Origin of the sequence: Arthrobacter sp. KNU40 (assembly GCF_051515115.1) — a bacterium.
GTDB lineage: Bacteria > Actinomycetota > Actinomycetes > Actinomycetales > Micrococcaceae > Arthrobacter.
Window position 1 is genome coordinate 4,502,139 of record NZ_CP195850.1, and the last position, 23,306, is coordinate 4,525,444.

Sequence of the window (23,306 nt, forward strand, 5' to 3'; positions counted from 1 at the left end):
CACTACCGCCGATTTGCTATGACGCTCCGAGCGAGCGGCGATCCACCACGAATCCTGTGGCGGCATTCTCCCTGACTGCGTTGATACCGGCCACAAGGGCCGCAATATCCGGGAACTTGGGCGATACCGCCACTACCGTTCCATCATCAGCCTTCAACCGGAAACGGAACGATTGCTCCCCCGCTGTCAAGATTTCGAAAATGCCAGACATAAACCCTCTTTCCACCGCGGATGCGTCATTGCATCCCCTTCGATGACCACCGACTCTCGTGAAGTCCATAAGAGAATATCGGCCAGGGGAGCCTGCCAGAAGGCCTACCCATGGGTAATATTCAACCTTTTTCGGTAGACCTATATTGGAATGCAAGGTGAACCTAGAGACCTCGCGGGGGCACATGGATAGGGTGAACCCCATGAACGATTCCAGCTCCGTGCCCACCACTGGTGTGCTGTTGGCCGGCGGCGCAGGGACGCGCCTGGGCCTCGGCCCCAAAGCGGCGCTGCCCTTCCGCGGCCACACCTTGGTGGAGGTACTCGCCAAAACATTGCTCGACGGCGGTTGCCTGGAGGTGGTGGTGGTACTCGGGGCGGGGGCCGAGGATGTCCGCGGTGCGACAGAGCTCGGCGGGTACCTCGTGGTGGACAACCCGGAGTGGGCGTCCGGCATGGCCAGTTCGTTTCGCACCGGTATTGCGGCAGCTACCCATGGCCACAACGTCATGGTGGCCCTGGTGGACCAGCCGGGGTTGACCCCCGGCGTCGTCGCCAGGCTGCTTGCCGCGCACCGACCGGGCCGTGTGACCGCAGCTGGATACGCGGAAGCCGCCTTCGGGGGTGGCAACACAATAAAACTCCGGCGCGGCCACCCCTTGATTATCGACGCCACCCTCCGCGCCGACGTCGCCGAGTCCGCCGTGGGCGACGCCGGAGCACGCCGTTTCCTCGAGGCGCACCCCGGCCTCGTGGACGTCGTCGACTGCAGTGACCTCACCGACGGAGCCGACCTCGATACGAAGGACAAGCTGCACCTCCTCAGCGACTAGCCACCTCCCAACTGTCCCCACCGCCACCCTCGCCTCGCAAGCTCGGCCAGGGAACCCTGGCGGCGTGGGCCCATGCAGTAGATGTCGTTTTAAGGGCTCAAAACGACGTTAAATGCGAGTCAGTTAGGGGGGGCAGAGGCGTCGGCGTCCTTGAGCGCCAGGTAGATCTTGTCCCGGGCGATGGGGAGCGCCGCGAACCGCACCCCGGTGGCGTTACGGATGGCGTTGGCCAGCGCAGGTGCCACGGGGTTGAACGGGCTCTCGCTCATGGACTTCGCACCGAGCGGCCCCATTTGGTCGTTCGTTTTCGCGAAATAGACCTCGCTGCGTGGCACGTCCGCGAAGGAAGGGATGTGGTACTGCCGCAGGATGTCGGTGGTGACCCGGCCGACGTCGTTCACGCGGACTTCTTCATACAGTGCGACACCCAGCGCCTGGGCGATTCCGCCTTCCACCTGGCCGCGGCATTGCCGTGGATTGACCACGACGCCGGCATCGGCCGCCTGGACGCTCTGCAGTATCCGGAGCTCTCCCGTGCCGGTGTTCACGGCCACCCGGAATCCGTGGACGTTGAAGGCGACCGAACGCGGGGTTCCGCCCCAACGCCCTTCGGCGGCGAGTTCCACGCCCTGTTGCTGCGCGGCGTCGTACACCTCCGCGAAGTGAACCACCCGCTCACCGCAGCGCGCGGCACCGTCTTCGAGCACGCAGTCCGCCTCCGGCACACCGGCAAACACGGCCGCCACTGCCCGGATCCGCAGCGCGAGTTCCTGCGCCGCGAGCAGAGTTGCCTGGCCGGCCACCACGGTGCCTGCGGACCCGAATGCCCCGGTATCGTGCTCCACGAGGTCCGTATCGGACTGGCGCACAGCCACCTTGGACGCCGTCGTGGACAGGGCGGTCGCCGCGAGTTGCGCGTGGACCGTGGTGGTGCCGTTGCCGAATTCGGCGGTCCCGACGGCGGCGTCGAACGTGCCGTCCGGCAGGAGCCTAAGCCTGGTGTGGGCGAAGTGGCCCCGAGGCGGAACCGTGTCGATCATGGACAGCGCGGAACCGACGCCCGTGACCCACCCCGGGCCGAAGTTGTCGAGGCCGGCATCCCGGTAGCGTTTCTCGCCCCGTTCGAGGGCATCCCGGACCAACGCCACGCACTGGTCCAGGCCGTAGCTGCCGTAAAAGACGTCCTCTTCCGGTTCCGGGTTGGTGGAGAGCATGTCGTCACCTGGCCGGACCATGTTCTTGAGCCGGAAATCCAAGGGGTCCATGCCGATTCCGACGGCGAGTTCATCCACCGCGGATTCGATTGCGAAGATCATCTGGCTCAGGCCGTAGCCACGGAAGGCGCCGGCCGGGACTGTGTTGGTATAGACGGCCTGCGCGTCCACTTTCTTGTTGGCGCAGTTGTAGACGGCCAAGGACTCGCCGCAACCGTGGAACATCACTCCGGGCGCGTGGTTTCCGTACGCACCGGTGTTGGTGACTACGTCCAGCTGCATCGCTGTCAAGTGGCCGTCCCGGCTCGCGCCGGCCTTGACCTTGATGGTGAAGGGGTGGCGTGTGGTGGTGGCGGTGAATTGTTCGGTGCGGGTGAACTCCAATTGCACCGGCCGGCGCAGCTTGAGGGCCGCCATGGCCACGAGGTCCTCCGTGAGCACTTCCTGCTTACCACCGAACCCTCCGCCCACGCGGCCGGCCACCACGCGGATGCGGTCCTCAGGAAGATCGAACACGCGGGCCAGAGTGCGCCGGACCAGGAACGGGACCTGGCTTGAGGAACGCACCATGAGCCGGTCCTCCCCTGGATTCTCGGAGGGCTCCACCCACGCGATTGAGCAGTGCGTTTCCATCGCTACGTGCTGTACCCGCTGGGTCTGGTAGGTGTTCTCGTGGATGAAGTCGGCCGCTGCGAATCCGGCTTCGACGTTCCCCAGCTCGGAATGCACCTCCGCCACGACGTTGTTTTGCGGGCGGGAAATCCGTGCCGTTTCCCCGTCCTTCTCACCGTGGATCGCGGGCGCACCGGGCTGCAACGCCTCCTGCGGCGAGAACACAGCGTCCAGGAGTTCGTATTCCACCTTGATGGCCCGGGCTCCGGCTTCCGCTGCGCCCACCGATTCGGCGACGACCGCGGCAACCCGCTGGCCGATGAAGCGGACCACGTTGTCGAGGACACGGGTGTCGTCGGGGTCGTCGGTGTAAAGCTCGTGCTGGGCGGTTGAGAACAACCGGGCCGGCGCGTCCTCATGCGTGAAGACCGCGACGACGCCGGGTACCTGGAGGGCCGCCGTCGTATCGATGGAAACGATCCGGGCATGCGCGTGGGGCGAGCGCAGCAACTTGAGATGCAGCAGTCCCGGGAGCTGTTCCGGCGGGACGTCGAGGGTGTAGCGGGCGGTACCGGTGACGACGGCGCGTCCCGCAGGCGCGGGAACGTTGTCGCCGAGCCGGCCCGTATTTATTGCTTCCGGGCCGGCACTTGCTGCCGCATCGCCGTCGGGTGCGTGCGTGTGGCCGCCGCAGACGGCGTCCGCAATGGAGCGGTAACCCGTGCAGCGGCACAGGTTTCCCTTGAGGTTTCGCGGGAGGTTGGCCTTCTGTTCCTCGTCGAAGGTGGCGGCCGTCATCATCATGCCCGCCGTGCAGAAACCGCACTGGAAGCCCTGGTTTTCCAGGAACTGCTCCTGCACCGGATGCAGCTCTTCCCCGCTCGACAACCCCTCGACGGTGGTGACCGAATGCCCCTCGGCGCGGACGGCCGGGTAGATGCAACTGTGCACGGGTTTACCGTCCACGTGGACAGTGCACGCGCCGCAGTCGCCTCCGTCGCACCCTTTCTTGACGCCGAAGTTGCCCTGTTCACGCAGGAACGTCCGAAGGCACTGGCCCGGGCGGGGAGCGGCCTCGGTGGCTGTTCCGTTGATCTCGATTGCCATGCTCAGGCCTCCTTCTGTGCGGGTTGGGTGGATGGCTGTGGCGAAGTGGCCTGCGGCGGCCAGAAATCGCCCGAGACCGTGTGCGGCGCGTCGTCTGAAACCGGGTCGAGCAGCTCCGCGCGGATCTCCTCGGCAAGCCGGAACGTCATATCGCGGCGCCATTCCGGGAGCCCGTGGATGTCGTCGTGGTAGAGCTCCGTGGGGATCGAATGCCCGACGGCGGCGGCCAGCTGCTCAGGGTCAGGCAACTCCGCGGCGGCGAACCGCAGCTGCACGGGCCGCTTGGTGGCGGCGGTGACGGTGAGGACCAGGCTGCCATCGGCGTCGAGCCTTCCGATCAGCAGCACCCCCGATCGCCCGAGGTTGCTGAGCGAGAGCCGGCGAAAGGCCACCTTCGCTGCCAAGGCCGACGCCGGCAACTGGATGCTGCGCAAGAGCTCACCGGGTGCCAGTGAGTTTTTCCCGTCCCCGGTGACGAACTCGGCCACTGGAATCGTGCGGCTGCTGCCGTGCCGGCCGAGGATGGTGGCCCTGGCATCCAGGCCGGCGCACAGCGAAATCATCGGCCCAGCCGGGAGCGAAGTGCAAACATTGCCGCCAACGGTGGACATGTTCCACACCTTGAAAGAGGCCACGAAAGAGTCGCAGCACGGCCGGAAAAGTTCCAGTCCCGCCCAGTTCCGGCCGTCCACGGCGTCCGACACCGGGAGCGCGTAGAGCTCGGCAACGGTGCAGGTGGCGGCCAACTCAATGCCCGCGTCGCTCACGGTGACGGCCGGCCAGCCTGCTTCGCCCAGATCGAGGAGGCGTTTCAGCGGTTCTTCGCTGCCCGCCGGACTGCCGTAGGAGAACAGGACCGTACCGCCGGCGAGCCAAGCATCGCCCTCGCGCCACTGGCCGGGATCCGTGGTGGCGACCACGGACTCGATGGTGTTCATGTCCATGGGGTCACCTTGCTTTGTTGGGGGGTGTTGCTGTGATGGATCGGTCCTGTCCGGTCTTTGAGTGAACCCCCGGCAGAGGCCGGGTGCGGAGCGCGGGACGCGAGGATTTCGGCGGTAATGGAAACAGCCACTTCGGCGGGGGTGACGGCACCAAGATCCAGCCCGATCGGCGAATGCAGGCGTTCGAGGGCCTCGGCCGGGATGCCGCAGTCGAGCAATCCGTCGATCCGCTGCCGGTGGCTGCGCCTGGAACCCATGGCTCCCACATAAGCGAGATCCAATGCGAGGGCTGTTTCCAGCAGGGGAATATCGAATTTGGGATCGTGGGTCAGCACGCACACGACGGTGCGGGAATCGATCCGGCCGGCGGTTGCTTCGTCGGCAAGGTAGCGGTGCGGCCAGCCATTGACGAGATGGTCTGCGGCGAGGAATCGGCGCTGGCTCGAAAAAGCGGGGCGGGCATCGCACAAAGTGACCTCGTAGCCCAGGAGTTTCCCGGCGGGGAGCAAGGCCGCGCCGAAGTCGTTGGCGCCAAAGATCAGCATCCGGGCCGCGGGCAGACGGCTTTCGACGAAGAGAGTAATGGCTTCGGCTTCCAGCGCGGAGCCCCCGCAACCTTCGGCCGGGGCGAGACGCACCAGCCCTGCCCGGCCGCCATGCACGAGTGGTTCGAGCTGGGCCGCGGCCGCGCGGATCACGGCGTCATCCCCGCCGAGAAGGGCCGAAAGTTCCCGTGAACCTGCGGCGGAAAAACCCGCCGGATCAGGAACGACGACGGCGCCTCCCGCCGCGTCGAGCCTGCGGATGAGTGCCAGGGAAGAGCCACCGGAAGCGGCATTCAACAAAGCCGGGTCAATGCCGGCGGTCCCGGTCGGCTGGATGTGGACTTCCAGCTCGCCCCCACAGGTGAGCCCGACGGCGAACGCGTCCTCGGCGCTGTAGCCGAACGACTCGAGGCGACTGCCGCCGTCGTGCATTGCTTGAAGGGCAGCCTCCACCACGGCGCCTTCCACGCAACCTCCGGAGAGGCTGCCAAGGACATCGCCGTGTTCTGAAACCAGCATGGACGTGCCGAGCGGCCGGGGCACGGAGCCTCCCGAGGCCACAATGGTCGCGACGGCGCATCGCTGCCCGGAGACCGCGGGCCGCCACGTGCCCAGGGAAGGCATCAAATCCAACATGGCAACACCTCCTTTACCGAGGTCCCGGACCGGCGAACCGCCCGGGGCAGTGTGCGATCTTGCCTCATATTCTCATTCCTTGCGTCTGTACAGGAGAGCTTCGGGTAAACGGACATCCCGTTGCGTGAAGAGGACCGGGGCGGGCCTCTCATTTCCCACCCCGGTCCTTAGCGGAGCGGCCGCACCTCACCGCCGCCCGCCGTCGTCGTCCGATTTATGCGGTTGGGGACGATCGGCGGACGCCTATTCATTGCGGTGATTTGCGGCCGGACCGCCGTCTCAACGGCCGGCTACGATCCCATGAGTGCGCTGATCGGCCCGCGGGCAAAGTAGATCAGGAAGCCCACGGTCACCACCCACATGAGCGGATGGACCTTCTTGCCCTTCCCCGATGCCGAGTGGATCACGGCCCAGGAGATGAATCCGACGCCGATGCCGTTGGCGATGGAGTACGTCAGCGGCATGGTGACGATGGTGAGGAAGGCGGGCAGGGCCACGGAGAACTTGGAGAACTTGATCTCGCGGATCTGCGCCATCATCATGGCACCCACTACCACCAGGGCCGCGGCTGCGACCTCGAGCGGAACCACGCTGGTGAGCGGGGTCAGGAACATCGAGCCCAGGAACAGCAACCCGGTGACCACCGACGCCAGGCCGGTGCGGGCGCCTTCGCCAATGCCGGCAGCGGAGTCGATGTACACGGTGTTGGACGAGCCCGACGTCGCGCCGCCAGCTACCGCGCCCAGGCCTTCGACGATGAAGGCCGACTTGAGCTTCGGGAACGTCCCGTCCTTGTAAGCCACGCCGGCGCTCTTGGCGAGGCCGGTCATGGTGCCCATGGCGTCGAAGAAGTTGGTGAACACCAGGGTGAACACCAGCATCGTGGCCGCCAGGCCGCCGATCCGCGAGAACGAACCGAAGAGGTCGAAGTGGCCCACCAGGCTGAAGTCCGGGGCGGACACGAGCTGGCCGGACAGTACCGGGGTGTTGAGGTGCCAGCCACCGGGATTGGCGGCGCTGCCAGGCCCGATGTGCATGACGGCCTCGACGACGGCGGCGAGGACCGTGGTGGCGACGATTCCGATCAGGAGGCCGCCCTGGATCTTGCGGGCCACGAGGATTCCCATAACCAGCAGACCGACAATGAAAACGAGGGTAGGTATTGAGGTAATGGAACCATCGTTGCCGAGCTGTACCGGAGGTCCGCCCTTTGTGGCGCGGACGAAACCGGAATCGACGAAGCCGATGAAGGCGATGAACAGGCCGATGCCAACGGTGATGGCGGCCTTGAGTTCCTTGGGGACAGCCTTGAAGATCGCGGTGCGGGCGCCCGTGACGCCGAACAGGACAATCAGGATGCCGTTGATGACCACGAGGCCCATGGCTTCCGGCCAGGTGACTTCGTGGATGACGGCGACTGCGAGGAACGAGTTGATTCCCAGGCCTGCGGCGAGCCCGAACGGCAGGTTCGCGATCAGGCCGAAGAGGACCGTCATGACACCGGCGGTCAGGCCGGTGACTGCCCCCACCTGTGCCGCGGACAACCATCCGCCAGCCACATCCGTGGGTGCGTTCTGGGCTGAGAATCCGCCCAGGATCAGTGGGTTGAGGATAACGATGTAGGCCATCGTGAAGAACGTGACGATGCCGCCGCGGAATTCGCGGGCCAGCGTGGAGCCACGCTTGGTGATCTGGAAGAAACGATCCAGGAAGGAGTTCGACGCCGGGGGCCTGGGGCTGCTGCCCCGCTGTGCTACTCCGGTTGCCGTGTGCTTTTCGCGTGCATCTGTCTGCCCTGCGCCGGAAGGCGCAGCCTGCTTTTCAGTTGCAGTTCGCATTTCTGCGGGGTCCAGGATGGTCATTTCAGCCACCGGCCCTAGTAGTCAATCCTGGAGTCAAGCGTGTTCCAGGTGTTGAAGGGTTCCAGGATGGCCGGTGCCTGGGGGTCGCCCAGTTCCAGCTTGGTGACCGGCATGAGGGTGTCCCGGTCCTCGTTCTCGAAGTATTCGTAGAAGACGGCGTCGTCGAAGCCGACAGAGGCTGCGTCGTGCCGGTCTGCTGCGAACACTACGTTGCCGATTCGGGCCCAGAGAGCCGAGGCCAGGCACATAGGGCATGGCTCGCAGCTCGTGTAGAGGGTGGCTCCGCTGAGATCGAAGGTGCCGAGCTCGCGGCAGGCATTGCGGATGGCGGTGACCTCGGCGTGGGCCGTGGGGTCGTTGGTAGCGGTGACCCGGTTGACGCCTTCGAAGGCGCGGCCATCCGCTGTGACAATGACGGCGCCGAACGGCCCGCCGCTGTTGAGGACATTGGCTGTTGCCAGCTCAATGGAAGTGGCCAAGAAATGTTCGGCCGTGACGGTGGTACTCATGTGCGACTTCCTTAGTGCTGAGGAAGCCTGTAACCAGGGAGGCATCTGAACATGACAGACCAGTGCTGCGATTACCAGGCTTCAGCATGTGCTTTTGAAGGTTTCGCCTGGTAGATAGCTTCCCGGAGTCCGGGTGCCCGCCTTTGGCAAATTGAGATTAGCACCGGAGATGTGAGCCGCGCCATAGTTTCTGGAAAAAAAGTTTCGACATGTGAAATTCGCGCTTGATGCCGGACAGGAGGCCAGGCTTGGGCGTCGGTCACATTGACGCATTTCGACGAGCCACCTACGCTGGGTGCCACCGGCAGGGTTGACCTCCGGAACCTGGATCAGCAGACAGGACCCACTGAGCTGGAACGCAACTACGCCGACCAGACAAGGATTCCCGTGTCCCCCAAATCCGATTTCCAGCCAGCAGCCCCGGCAACGGATCCAGCCCCTTCCCGGCTCTGGATCAAGAATCCCCTCGCAGTGTTCACCGCCAACCGGCTCGACGCCGGCGGCGGCATCGTGGTCAGCGACGGGAAAATCGCGGAGCTCGTCCCCGAAGGAAAGCGCCCTTCCGCGCCATGCCATGAAACCTTCGACGCCGGCAGCCACGTCTTGCTTCCCGGTCTGATCAACACGCACCACCACTTCTACCAAACGCTCACTCGCGCCTGGGGCCCGGTGGCCAACGCTCCCCTGTTTCCCTGGCTGCGGAACCTGTATCCCGTATGGGCGCGGTTGACGCCGGACAGCCTCGAGCTTGCCGTGAAGGTAGCGCTCGCGGAACTCCTGCTTTCCGGCTGCACCACGGCAGCCGACCACCACTACCTCTTCCCCGCGGGACTTGAGGACGCGATCGACGTCGAGGTCGGCGTCGTGCGTGAACTCGGAATGCGCGCCACGCTCACCCGAGGGTCCATGACGCTGGGCGAGGACGACGGCGGCCTGCCTCCGCGGTCCACTGTGCAGCGCCCCGAGGTCATCCTCGCGGACAGCGAACGGCTGATCGGCAAGTACCACGAACGGGGAGACGGTGCGGTCATCCAGATCGCTTTGGCCCCTTGCTCACCGTTCTCAGTGACCAGGGAGATCATGGCCGAGAGCGCTGCCATGGCCGAACGGTTGGATGTCCGGCTCCACACGCACCTCGCGGAAACCATCGACGAGGAAGATTTCTGCCGCGAGATGTTCGGGCTACGCACCGTGGATTATCTGGACAGCGTCGGCTGGCTCGGAAAGCGCACCTGGCTGGGCCACGGCATCCATTTCGACGACGACGAGATCGCCCGACTGGGTGCTGCGGGCACCGCCGTCGCGCACTGCCCGACGTCGAACATGAGGCTCGGATCCGGCACCGCACGGGTGCTGGAACTTGAGGCCGCCGGGGTTCCGGTAGGGCTGGGAGTGGATGGTTCGGCGTCGAACGATGCCTCCAACATGATCCTCGAAGCGCGGCAGGCGCTGTATTTGCAGCGGCTGCGCTACGGCGCGGACGTCCCTGTGGAGCGTGCGCTCGGCTGGGCGACGCGGGGATCCGCTGCGGTGTTGGGCCGGACGGACATCGGCCAGATCGCGCCCGGGATGCAGGCAGACCTTGCCTTGTTCAAGCCCGACGGACTGCGCTTCTCCGGCAGCCATGATCCCGTCGCGGCGTTGTTGCTCTGCGCGGCGGACCGCGCCGACCGCGTCATGGTGGGCGGCAAGTGGCGGGTTGTGGACGGGCAGATTCCGGGACTGGACATCCCGGAACTTATTGCCAAACATTCAGCCGCCGCACAGAAAATCATCAGGGGTTAGGAGTAGCCTCTCGATTAGGTCGTAGATCAGGAGGCAAATCATGACCGTCCCCCAGCACAACACGCCGACTCCTCCAGGTTGGTACCCGGACCCCTCGGGCTCAGGGCAGCTACGGTGGTGGGACGGTAACGCCTGGACTGGGAACGCTTGGAACCCGCCGACCCAGGCCGGCGCAGGTCAGGCCGGCGCGGGTCAGGCCGGCGCGGGTCAGCCCGGCGCAGGTCAGGACGGCGCGGCGTGGCCCGCGGCCGCGAGCCCAGCGGCCGCGAGCCCAGGGCAATACGCCGGCTCTCCGCAGTACGCAGGGCCGGTCCAGCCCGCGCCGCGCCCGGAAATCAGCAAGCAAACGCCGGTCTACAATCCGTTCATTTGGCTCGTCACGCTGCTGCCGGTGATCACCCTGATTATCCTGATGCTCTGGAACCCGGTCTTCCACTTGCGGTATGTCGGCGCTCGGCGCGTACCGACCCTGGATCCCAGTGCGTTCAGCGTTCCATATTTCCTGCTCGTTATCTCTTCCTGGCTCATCTACGGGGTCAGCGTTCTCTTGTCCTACCTCGACTGGCAAAAGCTGCAGAGGGACGGGGTGGTCCGCCCCTTCCACTGGGCATGGGCCTTCCTGGGCGCTGGAGTCTACGTGGTGGGCCGATCAGTGATCGTCCACAAGGTCGCCCCGCAGCGCGGACTCGCGCCTGTTTGGGCACTGATAGGCCTGACCGCCGTGAGCCTGATCCTGGTGTCCGTCAAAGCGAGCATGATCGTTTCGACCATCGCCAAGGCTCTACCAATGTAGGTTAGCCGGGCGAAATTTCTGTCCCACGAGCAAAGCGGCGGGCGGCATCTCCCCAGGTGCCGCCCGCCTTTTCGGCTCTGTTGCGCAGAGTCCCTCATCCCCAGGGGCAGGAGCCCTAGGAACGCTGCCGGCCGAATACCGGAAGGGCGCGCAGCCAACGGGAGAAGGTCCCGGGCATGCGGTCACAGTCGGCCGGAATGTAGAAGTCAGGATCCGTAGCGCCGAACGGCAGGTACAGTTCCTGGCCGGGCGCCGGGAATTCCACGACGTTGTTCTTATCCTGCGAGTCCATCTGTCCTCCTATTTCATGCGCTCAAGTTCTCCGTGGCGATGCGGCTCAGGCCTCTCGTTGGGTCCTACTTAGCTTCCGCACCTTATTTTCCACATACTGGAAAACATTTTTTGTTATATGGAAATGGTAGAGGGGATTCGCGAACCTCGTCAAGGGGTGCCCACGGGACCATGCCCCTGCCGCCAACCACCGTCGGTCACAATCAGAAAGTAGGTAACGATTCTTCGGAAGTGATGTACACCACTGGCAATCGTGGGCTACGCTTTCTTCAATTCGTGGCGCAGGTCACGTAACCTGGGAGCAGCAGGCAGGGTCGTAATGAGCTGGCATCAACGGATGCCGGCTCTTTTTTGTTGGGTCGGCTCCACCAGAAACGCGTACGAAACACGCGCTTAATTTCATTGGTGGACCTTAGTGGTTCCACCTCACAGAAGTTGGGATATGACCATGAGCAACAACATCGTCCTCGGCGACAACCAGTACGGCAAGGCAGAAGTCCGTGTCGTCAAAGTCACCCGCGACACCGACCGCCACCAGATCGAAGACCTTAACGTCACCTCGCAATTGCGTGGCGACTTCCAGGCTGCGCACCTCCAAGGCGACAACGCACACGTCGTCGCCACGGACACCCAGAAGAACACCATCTACGCCTTTGCCCGCGACGGCATCGGCTCCCCCGAAGCCTTCCTCCTGCGCCTGAGCGAACACTTCACCTCGGGCTTCGAGTGGGTTACGGGTGGCCGCTGGGAAGCCGAGGCCTACACCTGGGACCGCATTCAGGCACACGGCTCCGAACATGACCACAGCTTTGTCCGCAAGGGCCAGGAAGTCCGCACCGCCGTCGTCGTCCGTGAAGGCAACACGACGCACGTGATTTCCGGCCTCAAGGACCTGACCGTCCTCAAGACCACGCAGTCCGGCTTCGTGGGCTACCCCCGCGACCGGTACACCACGCTGCCCGAGACCACGGACCGCATCCTCGCCACCGACGTCTCGGCCCGCTGGCGCTACAAGACCGGGCTGGACGCTGCCGGGACCGATTTCAACAAGAGCTACGAGGACATCAAGGCCCTGCTCTTGGAAGGCTTTACGGAGAACTACTCCCACGCCCTGCAGCAGACCCTGTTCGACATGGGCAAGAAGGTGCTGGAAGCCCACAGCGAAGTGGACGAGATCAAGTTCTCGATGCCCAACAAGCACCACTTCCTGGTTGACCTCAGCCCGTTCGGCCTCGACAACCCCAACGAGGTCTTCTTCGCTGCGGACCGCCCGTACGGCTTGATCGAAGCCACGGTCCAGCGCGACAACACCGCACCTGCCCCGGCTGCGTGGAACGGCATCGCCGGCTTCTGCTAAGCCCCCGGGTACCCGCCCAACTGACTCGCAGTAACTGTCGTTTTGGAGCCTCAAAACGACATCAAATGCGAGTCAGTTGGGCAATCCCTCACACCCAAAACCACATTGTTAGCCAGACAACGTTAGCCAGACAAAGACGTCTGCCATGAACCAAGAAAGTCTGCCATGAACACGAAGAACAAATCCCGCTCCGCACAGTCCGGGCCAGCCCGCCCCGAGGACCAGCGCCTCTCGATCGGGAGCACGTTCGCCTACGGCTTCCAACACGTCTTGACCATGTACGGCGGCATCATCGCCCCGCCGCTCATCATCGGGGCCGCCGCGGGCATGTCCTCGCAGGACATCGGCCTCCTGATCGCAGCCTGCTTGTTTGTCGGCGGCCTCGCCACCATTCTTCAGACGATCGGCATCCCGTTCTTCGGATCGCAACTGCCGCTGGTCCAGGGCGTGTCCTTCGCCGGCGTCTCCACCATGGTCGCGATCGTCCACGGAGGCGGCGGAATCCAAGCCGTGTTTGGTTCCGTCATTGTGGCGTCATTGATCGGCCTGGCGATCACTCCACTCTTCTCCAAGATCATCAAGTTCTTCCCGCCCGTGGTCACGGGTACTGTCATCACCACGATCGGACTGACCCTCATGCCCGTCGCAGCGAACTGGGCCATGGGCGGCAACAGCGCCGCACCCAACTACGGCAGCATGGCGAACATCGGTCTCGCCGCGGCCACGATGGGCATCGTCCTGCTCCTGAGCAAGATCGGCAACGCGGCCATCTCCCGCCTGTCCATCCTCCTTGCCATGGCTATCGGGACCGTCATTGCCCTCGCCACGGGCATGGCGGATTTCTCCAAGGTCGGCCAGGGTCCGATCGTAGCTTTCCCCACGCCCTTCGCGTTCGGTGCTCCCATCTTTGAAATCGCGTCCATCGTTTCAATGCTGATCGTCATCCTGGTCACCCTGACCGAGACCTCGGCGGACATCATCGCAGTTGGCGAAATCGTGGGCACCAAGGTCGACTCCAAGCGCATCGGCAACGGACTACGTGCGGACATGCTCTCAAGCGCCGTCTCACCTCTCTTCAACTCCTTCACCCAGAGTGCCTTCGCCCAGAACGTCGGTCTCGTGGCCATCACCGGCATCAAGAGCCGCTTCGTGGTCAGTGCCGGCGGACTCATCCTGGTTGTTCTCGGCGTGCTGCCCGTCCTCGGGCGCGTTGTCGCAGCGGTTCCGACGCCCGTCCTGGGCGGTGCCGGCGTCGTACTCTTCGGAACTGTGGCCGCAAGCGGCATCCGGACGCTCTCGAAGGTGGAGTACCGCAACAACATGAATCTGATCATCGTGGCGGCGTCCATCGGCTTCGGCATGATCCCAATCGCCGCCCCGAAGTTCTACGACCAGTTCCCGTCCTGGTTCTCCACGATCTTCCACTCGGGCATCAGCTCGGCCGCCATCATGGCCATCCTGCTGAACGTGCTCTTCAACCACCTCAAGGCCGGCAACTCGGACAACCAGTCGGTCTTCGTGGCAGGCACGGGACGCGTGGTCACCGAATCGGATATTGCGTGCCTTGCGAACGGCGACCGTTTCGAGAACGGCAAACTGATCGACGCCGAGGGCAAGGAAGTGCCTCTCAAGTCGGACTCCCCGGCCGAGCACTGACAGCCTCCTCCGACCCTCGCTCACATATACGGGGTGCTTTCGAGACCCTCGCTCACATATACGGGGTGCTTTCGAGACCGTCGCTCACATGATGAACTGCTCCCCGGAAGTTGGACTGAGAAATTCAGGCCGATTTCCGGGGAGCAGTTTTATTCATGCAGGTAGTTCAAGGAGCGCTAGTGAGCGAGCGTCCGCCCGAAAACCCACATACGTGAGCGAGCGTCCGCCCGAAAACCCACATACGTGAGCGAGCGTCCGCCCGAAACCCCACATACGTGAGCGAGCGTCGGGACAGGTTAGTTCTGGTTCAGCTCGGCCGAGATCGCGAGGGCAGCCTCGCGCAGCAAGGGCACGGCGCGGTCGGCAAAGTGCTGGTCCACGCGGGAGACCGGTCCGGAAACGGAAATGGCGGTCGGCGTCGGAGCGTTGGGGACGGCCATCGCGAAGCAACGGACGCCGATCTCCTGCTCTTCCTCGTCGATCGAGTAGCCGCGTTCACGGATCCGGTTCAGATCAGCGAGGAGGGAGTCGATGTCCCCGATGCTCTTTGCCGTGGGAGTCGGCATGCCCGTGCGGGCCACGATCCCGCGGACCACCTCGTCGTCGAGCTGGGCAAGAATGGCCTTCCCGACGCCGGTGTCGTGCGTATGGGCGCGGCGGCCCACCTCGGTGAACATGCGCATGGAGTGCAACGACGGAACCTGGGCAACGTAGATGACCATGTCGGAATCCAGGACGGCCATGTTGGACGTTTCGCCGAGCCGGTCCACGAGGGACTTCAACTGGGGACGGGCCAGGGCTCCGAGTTGCTTGTTGGCGCCTTCGCCAAGCCGGATGAGCCGGGGGCCCAGCGCGTAGCGACGATTGGGCAGTTGCCGGATATAGCCGAGGGACACCAAAGTACGCAGCAGGCGGTGGATGGTGGGGAGCGGCAGGTCTGTCGACGACGACAGTTCGCTCAACGTGACGTCTCCGCCGGCGTCGGTGATGAGTTCCAGCAGTTCGAAGACGCGCTCGACGGACTGCACGCCTCCCGAGGGCTTTTCAGCCATTCCGTTGTCTCCTATGGCTCGGAATCCGACAACTCTTATCCGCATCGTGAAAAGAGTTGCTTAGAACACTCAAGATACAGCACACGACGCCGGAATGCTTGCCCATCGATTAGGGCTTGTGTTTCCACTTCGTAGATAATAATATCCATAATACGAAAACATTCGGTTTGAGCGGAGGCCCGTTACGGGCCTTGTACGAGGAGGAAATTCAATGGCGAACCCGAGCCCCGGAAATTCGATCACCCTGCGCGTCGCCGCGCCGTCGAGCTTCACTGCCACGAGCGAGCTGGCCGCAGCCGTCGCCGCTGCCGGCGCGGCAGTCACCGCGCTGGATGTGACCGAGTCGCACCACGACACCCTGGTTGTCGACGTCACTTGCAACACCACGGACGAAGACCACGCGAACCGCGTCAAAGACGCCCTCAACGCGCTCGACGGCGTCAAGGTCCAGCACGTCTCGGACCGCACCTTCCTCATGCACCTGGGCGGCAAGCTCGAGGTCGTCCCGAAGGTGGCCCTGCGCAACCGCGACGACCTTTCCCGGGCCTACACCCCCGGCGTCGCACGCGTCTGCCTCGCCATCGCCGAAGACCCGGCCGCTGCCCGCAATCTGACGGTCAAGCGCAACACCATCGCCGTCCTCACAGACGGTTCGGCCGTCCTTGGCCTGGGCAACATCGGCCCGGCCGCAGCCCTTCCTGTCATGGAAGGCAAGGCCGCGCTGTTCAAGCAGTTCGCCAACGTCGATGCCTGGCCGGTCTGCCTGGACACCCAGGACACAGAAGAAATCATCATGATCGCCAAGGCCATGGCCCCCGTCTATGGCGGCATCAACCTTGAAGACATCGCAGCCCCGCGCTGCTTCGAAATCGAGAAGCGGCTCCGCGACGAGCTGGACATCCCCGTCTTCCACGACGACCAGCACGGAACGGCGATCGTCACCCTCGCGGCCCTCGTCAACGCATTGCGCGTGGTGGACAAGAAGCTGTCCGAGGTCAAGATCGTGGTCTCCGGCGTCGGCGCTGCCGGCTCGGCGATCATCCAGCTCCTCAAGGCCCAGGGCGCGCAGCACATCGTCGCCGCCGGCCGTTCCGGCGCCATCCACTCGAGCGAAAAGTACGACGACGAGCACCGTTCCTGGATTGCCGCGAACACCAACGAAGCCGGATTCTCCGGCACGCTGCACGAAGCCCTCAGGGGTGCCGACGTGTTCATCGGCGTCAGCGCTCCCCACGTAATCGGCGAAGAGCAGGTCGCCTCGATGGCCGAGGACGCGATCGTGTTCGCCATGGCCAACCCCACCCCGGAAATCGACCCGGTAATTGCGTCCAAGCACGCCGCCGTCGTCGCCACCGGCCGGAGCGACTTCCCCAACCAGATCAACAACGTGCTGGCATTCCCGGGCTTCTTCCGCGGACTGCTCGACGCCGGAGCATCGGACATCATCCCGGAAATGCTCGTCGCCGCCGCAGAGGCTATCGCCAACCGGGTCGCGGATGATGAACTGAATGCGAGCTACATTATCCCCAGCGTCTTCGACCCCCACGTTGCCGCCGACGTCGCCGCAGCCGTTGCGAACGCAGCAAACGCAGCAAACGCGCGGCAGCAGCAAACGCAGGCCGCTAGCGCTCTCTAGGAAAGGACCATCCCATGGCTCTCACAGTCACAGACCCCCGGCCGATCGAACGAGCCGAGGAGATCCTGACTCCCAAGGCGTTGGCCTTCGTGGAGGAACTTCACCGCCGTTTCGCGGGCATCCGCACCGAGCTCCTGGCGGCCCGCGTCGCCAAGCGTGAAGAAGTGGCCCGCACCGGCCGCCTCGACTTCCTGCCCGAAACGCAGGACATCCGCGACGGCGACTGGAAGGTCGCCGAAGCACCCAAGGCCTTGCAGGACCGCCGGGTCGAGATGACCGGCCCGGCCTCCCCGGCCAAGATGGCAATCAACGCCCTGAATTCCGGTGCCAAGGTATGGCTCGCCGACCTCGAGGACGCCAGCACCCCGACGTGGGCGAACGTCATCGACGCCATCCTCAACCTCCGCGACGCCGCCCAGGGCTCCCTGAGCTACACCTCCCCCGAGGGCAAGGAATACCGGCTTCGGACGGACGCGCCGCTCGCAGTCGTCGTCGCCCGCCCCCGCGGCTGGCACATGGACGAACGGCACCTGCTGCTCGCCGGCGAACCCACCGTTGGCGCGCTGGTGGACTTCGGCCTGCACTTCTTCCACGTGGCCAAGCAGCTCCTCCTCAACGGCCACGGCCCGTACTACTACCTGCCCAAGATGGAAAGCCACCTCGAGGCCCGCCTGTGGAACGACATCTTCGTCTTCGCCCAGGACTACCTCGGCATCCCGCAAGGTAGCGTCCGCGCCACCATGCTGATTGAAACCATCCCGGCCGCGTTCGAAATGGACGAGTTCCTCTACGAACTTCGGGACCACGCGTCCGGCCTGAACGCCGGCCGTTGGGACTACTTGTTCAGCATCGTGAAGTACTTCCGCGACGCCGGCGAGTCCTTCATCCTGCCGGACCGCGCGTCCGTGGTCATGACGGCCCCTTTCATGCGCGCCTACACGGAACTGCTGGTCAAGACCTGCCACAAGCGCGGCGCCTTCGCCATGGGCGGCATGGCTGCCGTCATCCCGAACCGCCGCGAGCCCGAGGTTACAGCCCAGGCGTTCGAGAAGGTCCGCGCTGACAAGACCCGCGAAGCCAACGACGGTTTCGATGGTTCCTGGGTGGCCCACCCGGACCTCGTCTCCACTTGCCGCGAAGTGTTCGACTCGGTCCTGGGCGAGAAGCCGAACCAGCTGGACAGGCAGCGCCCGGAGGTCTCCGTGACCGCCGAGCAGCTGCTGGACATCTCCTCCGCCGGGGGCCACGTGACCGAGGCAGGGCTCCGATTGAACCTCTACGTCGCCGTCGCGTACACCGCCGTGTGGCTTTCCGGCAGCGGCGCGGTCGCAATCCACAACCTCATGGAAGACGCAGCCACCGCGGAGATCTCCCGTTCCCAGGTGTGGCAGCAGATCCGCAACAAGTCCGTCCTGGCCGACACCGGCAACACGGTCACCCGCGAACTGGTCACCCGGATCCTGGGCGAAGAGACCGATCGCCTGCGCAGCGAGGTTGACGCCGAGTCCTTCGAGAAGTTCTACGAGCCGGCAAGCCGCCTGATCGCGGACATCTGTCTCTCAGAGGACTACACGGACTTCCTGACCACTCCCGCCTACGAGCTGGTGTAGGAATGGCCGCTTCTTCTTTCTCTGCGGCCGATTTCGCCGCCATCGACTCCCAGCTGGCCGCCACCGACCAGCTGCTGGAACGCAACTACCCAGGCGACGACGGCACCCGCCAGCCCGTACACACGGTGTATGTCCCGGCGGACCGTTTCACGCCGTCGCTCTCCGCTGAATGGGGCGCCCAGGCGATCACGACGGCGGAGGCCCACGGCGGTCTCGAAAGGCTCGGTACGCTGCTGGGCCAGGACCCCAAACTGGCCGCCGCCGTCGCCACCCGTGTTGCTGCCAAGTTGAACCGCGAACCGATCGAGGACTTGCGCCTCGACTTCGAGGACGGCTACGGCGACCGCGGCGACGACGCCGAGGACGTCGCGGCGGTAGCGGCGGCCCAGGCTGTCAGCGAAGCCGTTTCCGCGGGTTCCGCCCCGCCGTTCATCGGCATCCGGTTCAAGTGCCTCGAGGCCCCCACCCGGGCACGTGGATTGAAGACCCTGGACCTTTTCGTGTCCACCTTGGCCTCCGCCGGGGAGCTGCCCGAGGGCCTTATCCTGACCCTGCCGAAAGTCACCACGGTGGCCCAGGTTCAGGCAATGGACTTCGCGGTCTCCCGGCTCGAAGAGATCCACTCCCTTCCAGCGGGCCGGCTCCGTTTCGAAGTCCAGGTAGAGACGCCGCAACTGATCCTCGGTCCGGAGGGGACCTCCCCCGTGGCCCGGCTTCCACACGCAGTTCCGGGCCGGATCAGCGCATTGCATTACGGTACGTACGACTACTCCGCTTCGTTGCAGATCTCGGCGGAGTACCAATCCATGGAGCACCCGGTGGCGGATTTCGCCAAGGAAGTCATGCAACTGGCCGTTGCGGGAACGGGCATCCGGCTCTCCGACGGCTCCACCAACATCATCCCGTTGGGCGACAACGTGGAAAACGCGTGGAAGCTGCACGGCCGTTTGGTCCGCCGCTCCCTTGAACGCGGCTATTACCAGGGCTGGGACCTGCACGCTGCGCAGTTGCCGAGCCGGTTCGCGGCAACGTATGCCTTCTACCGCGAGGGCCTGCCGGCTGCCGCGGCCCGCCTCCGCAACTATGTGGAGCGCACGGAAGGCGGCGTCATGGACGAACCCGCCACCGCCCGCGCCCTGGCCGCCTTCGTCCTGCGCGGCGTCCAGTGTGGAGCGGTGGGTTCCGAAGAAGTGCTGGCGCTTGCCGGCGTCGAAATCCCCCGGCTGACTGCACTGGCGCATCCGCGGCTCGCACACACCACCTCCAAGTAAGGATCCAATGATGGGCAAGTACTACTATCCCCAGGGCGGCCTGCCGCCGCAGACCCACCTCACCACCGAACGCGCGATCGTGACCGAGGCCTACACTGTCATCCCCAAGGGCGTGCTGACCGATATCGTGACCAGCAACCTGCCTGGTTTCTCCAACACGCGTTCCTGGATCATCGCCCGCCCGATCTCCGGATTCGCCACCACGTTCTCCCAGTTGATCGTTGAGATCGGCCCGGGTGGCGGCGCTCCCAAGGCCGAGTTCGAGGCAGGCGTCGAAGGCGTCATCTTCGTCACCAAGGGCAAGGTCAACCTGACCCTCGACGGCGAACTGCACCAGCTCGAGGAGGGCGGCTACGCCTACCTGGCTGCCGGTTCCAATTGGGGCTTGGAGAACGTCTCGGATGAGATCGTCTCTTTCCACTGGATCCGCAAGGCCTATGAGCGCCTTGAGGGCTACGAAGCCAAGTCCTTTGTCACGAGTGACGACGAGGTCGAAGCGGGCGAAATGCCGGACGTCAACGGCGTCTGGGCAACCACCCGCTTCGCGGACCCCAACGACCTGGCCCACGACATGCACGTGAACATCGTGACGTTCCAGCCCGGCGGGGTCATCCCGTTCCCGGAAACCCACGTCATGGAACACGGCCTGTACGTCCTGGAGGGCAAGGGCATGTACCTGCTCAACAATGACTGGGTCGAAGTGGAGGCTGGCGACTTCATGTGGCTGCGCGCCTTCTGCCCGCAGGCCTGCTACGCCGGCGGCCCGGGCCCGTTCCGCTACCTGCTCTACAAGGACGTCAACCGTCAGGTCAAGCTAACCTAGGGGTTCCCCTCCCGGCTACCCCAACTGACTCGCAGTTAACGTCGTTATGAGCGCTCATAACGACAACAACTGCGAGTTAGTTGGGTTTGGGGGGCAACCGCGTTCTCAGCGTTGACCCCCTCGCTTCGGAAGAGGACGATCGAAACTACGGGGGCAAGGCCGCCAGCCGTTGCCCTGCATCGTAGCTTCAGGAGGCAGCAATGGAGGCTGCGCGGGCCTCTCGGACTTCCCGCGTATCCCGGTCTTCCCGGCGAGTACGGGCAGCCGTCGTCCTGGCTTTGACCTTGGCATCCGGCGCTTGCACCTACCCTCTGACAAGTGAACCCCCGGCGGGCAGCTCGTCGTCCGATTCGCAAGCAGCACTTCCGGAATCCCCTGTTGCGGACTTCTTCGCGCATGAAATGCTCAACCGGGGCGCGCCGGCCGTTGTCGTCCAGATCAAAGTCCGGGGCCGGGAATGGTCCCAGGCCTACGGGAGCCAAGACGTCGAGACCGGCGAACCGGTTGCCGTGAATGACCGGATCCAGGCCGGCGGCATCACACAGTCGATGGTGGCAGTCTCGGTGCTCAAGCTGGTCCAGGAAGGAAAGCTGGGCCTTGAGGACCCCGTCACGGAGTACTTCCCGGAATTCGAGCAGCTCGTCCATCCGCCGGGTCCAGTCACGGTGCGTTCCCTGTTGAACCACAGCTCCGGCCTGCCCGGCGCCCCGGAGGCCATCTTGAAGGCCATGCCGACCAAACAAGCCATCGACACGAGGTTCGGCATCGAGGACTACCTCCGGATGGCCGGGACCGTACCGTGGGCGCACGCAAACTTCCAGCTCTTCCGCTACTCGGACGCCAACTATTTCGCCTTGGCCGCGATCGTGCAGAAACTCCGAGGCCGGCCGATCGGGGATGTCCTGAAGTCAGATATCTTCGTACCGCTCGGAATGAGCCACACCTCACTGGCGGCCGAGCCGGACCGGGATGCGCGCGACATGATCCAGAGCTATGAATTCATCGACGGCGAGCGCATCAATGCCTCGCAGCCGGAGTATCTCGTCGCTTCTCCCGCAGAGGGAGTCATCTCCACCGTGGGCGATATCAACACGTTCTATGCAGCGCTCATGCAAGGCAGGCTACTCACAGCGGATACCCTCCGCGACATGCAAACCCTGTGGCAGGAGAACCACGGACTTGGGCTGCAGCGTTGGAATGACGAATGCACGAACGGCTTCTACTACGGCTACGGCGGCAGCACCTGGTTTGCCAGCATCGCGTTGACCACTACCGACGGGAGCCGCCAGATAGCCATGAGCTTCGCCTATCCATCCGACACGGACAAACACATCGAGTCGACGGACGGCAGCGGGCAGCCGGAGTTCGGGCAACTCCTGCAGGTGGCCATCGCCGCCTTGAACGGGCTCTGCTGAGTCGCGACGCATCCTGCTAGGGACTGTGCATGGATGAAGAACCGGGGAAATTCATCGAGGACTTCGGAACGCTGACAAGGCTGGCCCAGCTTGGGTTGGACCATGCCGATGACGGCGGAGAGCCCATCGCAAAGGAATAGCCCCGCTTCAGCTCAAGCTCGGAGCGACAAGGACGCGCTCACTCCGCGGTTCCCTTTTGTTCGGGTTCCTGGTCCGCTGGCGTCCACGTGAGCTTGACCGTGGCTCCGCCGTTGTTTTCGTCGATCCTCATGCGCAGTTCCTCGCCATAGAGGAACTCGTGTTCAAAATGCCGTCCGTCAATGCGAGCCGCATCCAGGAGCTTCGCCATCGCCGTTGCCATCGCCCGGCCCCAGTCATGCGGATTCTTGCTGGACGCTTGTTCAAGGGCTGAATAGCTGACCATAAATCAATTGTTCTCCGCCGCGCGGACTTCTGCCAGCTTCAATCTTGGCGCAGGGTTCATGACCTTTGGGACGGGTCAGTTGGCGGTGTCCGGGGGCAGGCGGAGTCCCGCCGCGGCCATATCCGCGGCCAGGACACCGCCGAGCTTGGCGTGCCCGGCCGGGTTCAAGTGCACACCGTCCACGAGATCGCCCTCCACGTGATATTTGGTGATCCAGTCCCCAACGCTAAAGAATGTCGCTCCGGCCTTTGCCGCGATGTCGCCCAGCAGTGTGTCAACCTGCGTACGGCGGCCCCCGCCAGCGTCGGCGCCCTTGGCGAGGGTTCCTATCATCGCGATCTTCGCCAGCGGATACCTCTTTCTGAGGGCTGCGATGAGCCTGTTGGCATTGCTCGTGATCTGTTCATCACTCACTTTGCGGGCGGCGTCGTTGCCTCCGCCTTGGACCACGATCAGGGGTGGTGTCCCGTAGGGGAGTACCCAGTCTCCGCGTTGCAGCGCGTCGATGTAGTTGCCAGTGTCGCTCGTGGCGGCTACGAAGCCCGTGCCTCCGCGGCCAACTGTGTACACCTTGTAGCCGATGGAGCCCAGGGCTGCCCGTGGCCAAGATCCCTCAGGCTGGGCCTGGGAGTCCCCAATGAGGACGGCGGTGTGCCGGACGTCCGCGAGGATGATTTCGTTCCGGTTGTTGCTGGGGTTCTTGTACAAGGACCCCACAGGA

At 64.4% G+C, this 23,306-nt stretch carries 20 protein-coding genes; 10 read left to right on the plus strand and 10 right to left on the minus strand.

Annotated features, from left to right (window positions below):
- Nucleotides 1-16 precede the first annotated feature (16 nt).
- Nucleotides 17-211, minus strand: a complete 195-nt coding sequence (locus ACSKT0_RS20895; protein WP_437771434.1) for a YegP family protein — start codon at nucleotides 209-211, stop codon at nucleotides 17-19.
- Nucleotides 212-413: 202 nt separating this feature from the next.
- On the opposite strand from ACSKT0_RS20895, the gene nboR reads away from it, so the two are divergent.
- Nucleotides 414-1,043, plus strand: a complete 630-nt coding sequence (gene nboR / locus ACSKT0_RS20900) for a nicotine blue oxidoreductase (RefSeq protein ID WP_437771435.1) — start codon at nucleotides 414-416, stop codon at nucleotides 1,041-1,043.
- A 119-nt stretch (nucleotides 1,044-1,162) separates the two neighbouring features.
- On the opposite strand, the gene ACSKT0_RS20905 is transcribed toward nboR, so the two are convergent.
- The 5 genes from ACSKT0_RS20905 to ACSKT0_RS20925 form a co-directional block, all read right to left on the minus strand.
- Entirely contained in the window at nucleotides 1,163-3,976 is a 2,814-nt protein-coding gene (locus ACSKT0_RS20905) for a molybdopterin-dependent oxidoreductase (RefSeq protein WP_437771436.1), read from the minus strand.
- Nucleotides 3,977-3,978: 2 nt separating this feature from the next.
- Entirely contained in the window at nucleotides 3,979-4,920 is a 942-nt protein-coding gene (locus ACSKT0_RS20910; RefSeq protein ID WP_437771437.1) for an FAD binding domain-containing protein, read from the minus strand.
- Complete coding sequence (locus ACSKT0_RS20915; RefSeq protein ID WP_437771438.1) at nucleotides 4,911-6,101, minus strand: XdhC family protein; 1,191 nt, start codon at nucleotides 6,099-6,101, stop codon at nucleotides 4,911-4,913. Before ACSKT0_RS20915 ends, ACSKT0_RS20910 begins: the two co-directional genes overlap by 10 nt.
- Before the next feature lie 290 nt (nucleotides 6,102-6,391).
- Nucleotides 6,392-7,963, minus strand: a complete 1,572-nt coding sequence (locus ACSKT0_RS20920; RefSeq protein WP_437774088.1) for an NCS2 family permease — start codon at nucleotides 7,961-7,963, stop codon at nucleotides 6,392-6,394.
- Nucleotides 7,964-7,977: 14 nt separating this feature from the next.
- Nucleotides 7,978-8,472, minus strand: coding sequence for a nucleoside deaminase (locus ACSKT0_RS20925; protein ID WP_284989955.1), 495 nt, complete (start codon nucleotides 8,470-8,472; stop codon nucleotides 7,978-7,980).
- Nucleotides 8,473-8,859: 387 nt separating this feature from the next.
- Here ACSKT0_RS20925 and ACSKT0_RS20930 point away from each other — a divergent pair, with 387 nt between their 5' ends.
- Nucleotides 8,860-10,257: an 8-oxoguanine deaminase gene (locus ACSKT0_RS20930; protein ID WP_437771439.1), complete on the plus strand. Its 1,398-nt coding sequence runs from the start codon at nucleotides 8,860-8,862 to the stop codon at nucleotides 10,255-10,257.
- Between the two features lie 40 nt (nucleotides 10,258-10,297).
- Nucleotides 10,298-11,050, plus strand: coding sequence for a DUF2510 domain-containing protein (locus ACSKT0_RS20935; RefSeq protein ID WP_437771440.1), 753 nt, complete (start codon nucleotides 10,298-10,300; stop codon nucleotides 11,048-11,050).
- A gap of 115 nt (nucleotides 11,051-11,165) precedes the next feature.
- Here the strand turns inward: ACSKT0_RS20935 and ACSKT0_RS20940 are convergent, their stop codons facing one another.
- Nucleotides 11,166-11,342, minus strand: a complete 177-nt coding sequence (locus ACSKT0_RS20940) for a hypothetical protein (protein WP_269995742.1) — start codon at nucleotides 11,340-11,342, stop codon at nucleotides 11,166-11,168.
- Nucleotides 11,343-11,783: 441 nt separating this feature from the next.
- Between ACSKT0_RS20940 and pucL the strand changes: the two genes are divergently transcribed.
- On the plus strand, nucleotides 11,784-12,698 hold the full coding sequence (pucL, locus tag ACSKT0_RS20945; protein ID WP_437771441.1) for a factor-independent urate hydroxylase: 915 nt from the start codon (nucleotides 11,784-11,786) through the stop codon (nucleotides 12,696-12,698).
- Between the two features lie 165 nt (nucleotides 12,699-12,863).
- Nucleotides 12,864-14,354 (plus strand): nucleobase:cation symporter-2 family protein, encoded by a 1,491-nt coding sequence (locus ACSKT0_RS20950; RefSeq protein WP_437771442.1) that lies wholly within the window; start codon nucleotides 12,864-12,866, stop codon nucleotides 14,352-14,354.
- Between the two features lie 296 nt (nucleotides 14,355-14,650).
- Here the strand turns inward: ACSKT0_RS20950 and ACSKT0_RS20955 are convergent, their stop codons facing one another.
- A complete protein-coding gene (locus tag ACSKT0_RS20955) occupies nucleotides 14,651-15,406 on the minus strand; it encodes an IclR family transcriptional regulator (protein WP_059389461.1) in 756 nt (251 codons plus the stop codon).
- A 211-nt stretch (nucleotides 15,407-15,617) separates the two neighbouring features.
- Between ACSKT0_RS20955 and ACSKT0_RS20960 the strand changes: the two genes are divergently transcribed.
- The 5 genes from ACSKT0_RS20960 to ACSKT0_RS20980 all read left to right on the plus strand — a co-directional run bounded on the left by ACSKT0_RS20960 (nucleotide 15,618) and on the right by ACSKT0_RS20980 (nucleotide 22,161).
- The gene (locus ACSKT0_RS20960; RefSeq protein WP_437771443.1) at nucleotides 15,618-17,042 is read left to right on the plus strand and encodes an NAD-dependent malic enzyme; all 1,425 of its coding nucleotides are present in this window, start codon (nucleotides 15,618-15,620) and stop codon (nucleotides 17,040-17,042) included.
- Between the two features lie 14 nt (nucleotides 17,043-17,056).
- A complete protein-coding gene (gene aceB, locus ACSKT0_RS20965) occupies nucleotides 17,057-18,652 on the plus strand; it encodes a malate synthase A (protein WP_437771444.1) in 1,596 nt (531 codons plus the stop codon).
- Nucleotides 18,653-18,654: 2 nt separating this feature from the next.
- Nucleotides 18,655-19,923, plus strand: a complete 1,269-nt coding sequence (locus ACSKT0_RS20970; protein ID WP_437771445.1) for a DUF6986 family protein — start codon at nucleotides 18,655-18,657, stop codon at nucleotides 19,921-19,923.
- Between the two features lie 10 nt (nucleotides 19,924-19,933).
- Nucleotides 19,934-20,746: a bifunctional allantoicase/(S)-ureidoglycine aminohydrolase gene (locus tag ACSKT0_RS20975; protein WP_437771446.1), complete on the plus strand. Its 813-nt coding sequence runs from the start codon at nucleotides 19,934-19,936 to the stop codon at nucleotides 20,744-20,746.
- A gap of 200 nt (nucleotides 20,747-20,946) precedes the next feature.
- Entirely contained in the window at nucleotides 20,947-22,161 is a 1,215-nt protein-coding gene (locus ACSKT0_RS20980; RefSeq protein ID WP_437771447.1) for a serine hydrolase domain-containing protein, read from the plus strand.
- A gap of 178 nt (nucleotides 22,162-22,339) precedes the next feature.
- Here the strand turns inward: ACSKT0_RS20980 and ACSKT0_RS20985 are convergent, their stop codons facing one another.
- Both ACSKT0_RS20985 and ACSKT0_RS20990 read right to left on the minus strand, forming a co-directional pair.
- Nucleotides 22,340-22,585 carry a hypothetical protein gene (locus ACSKT0_RS20985; RefSeq protein ID WP_437771448.1) on the minus strand — a complete coding sequence of 82 codons (246 nt, stop codon included), beginning with the start codon at nucleotides 22,583-22,585 and terminating at the stop codon, nucleotides 22,340-22,342.
- A gap of 75 nt (nucleotides 22,586-22,660) precedes the next feature.
- Nucleotides 22,661-23,302, minus strand: a complete 642-nt coding sequence (locus ACSKT0_RS20990; protein ID WP_437771449.1) for an SGNH/GDSL hydrolase family protein — start codon at nucleotides 23,300-23,302, stop codon at nucleotides 22,661-22,663.
- Between the last annotated feature and the right edge of the window lie 4 nt (nucleotides 23,303-23,306).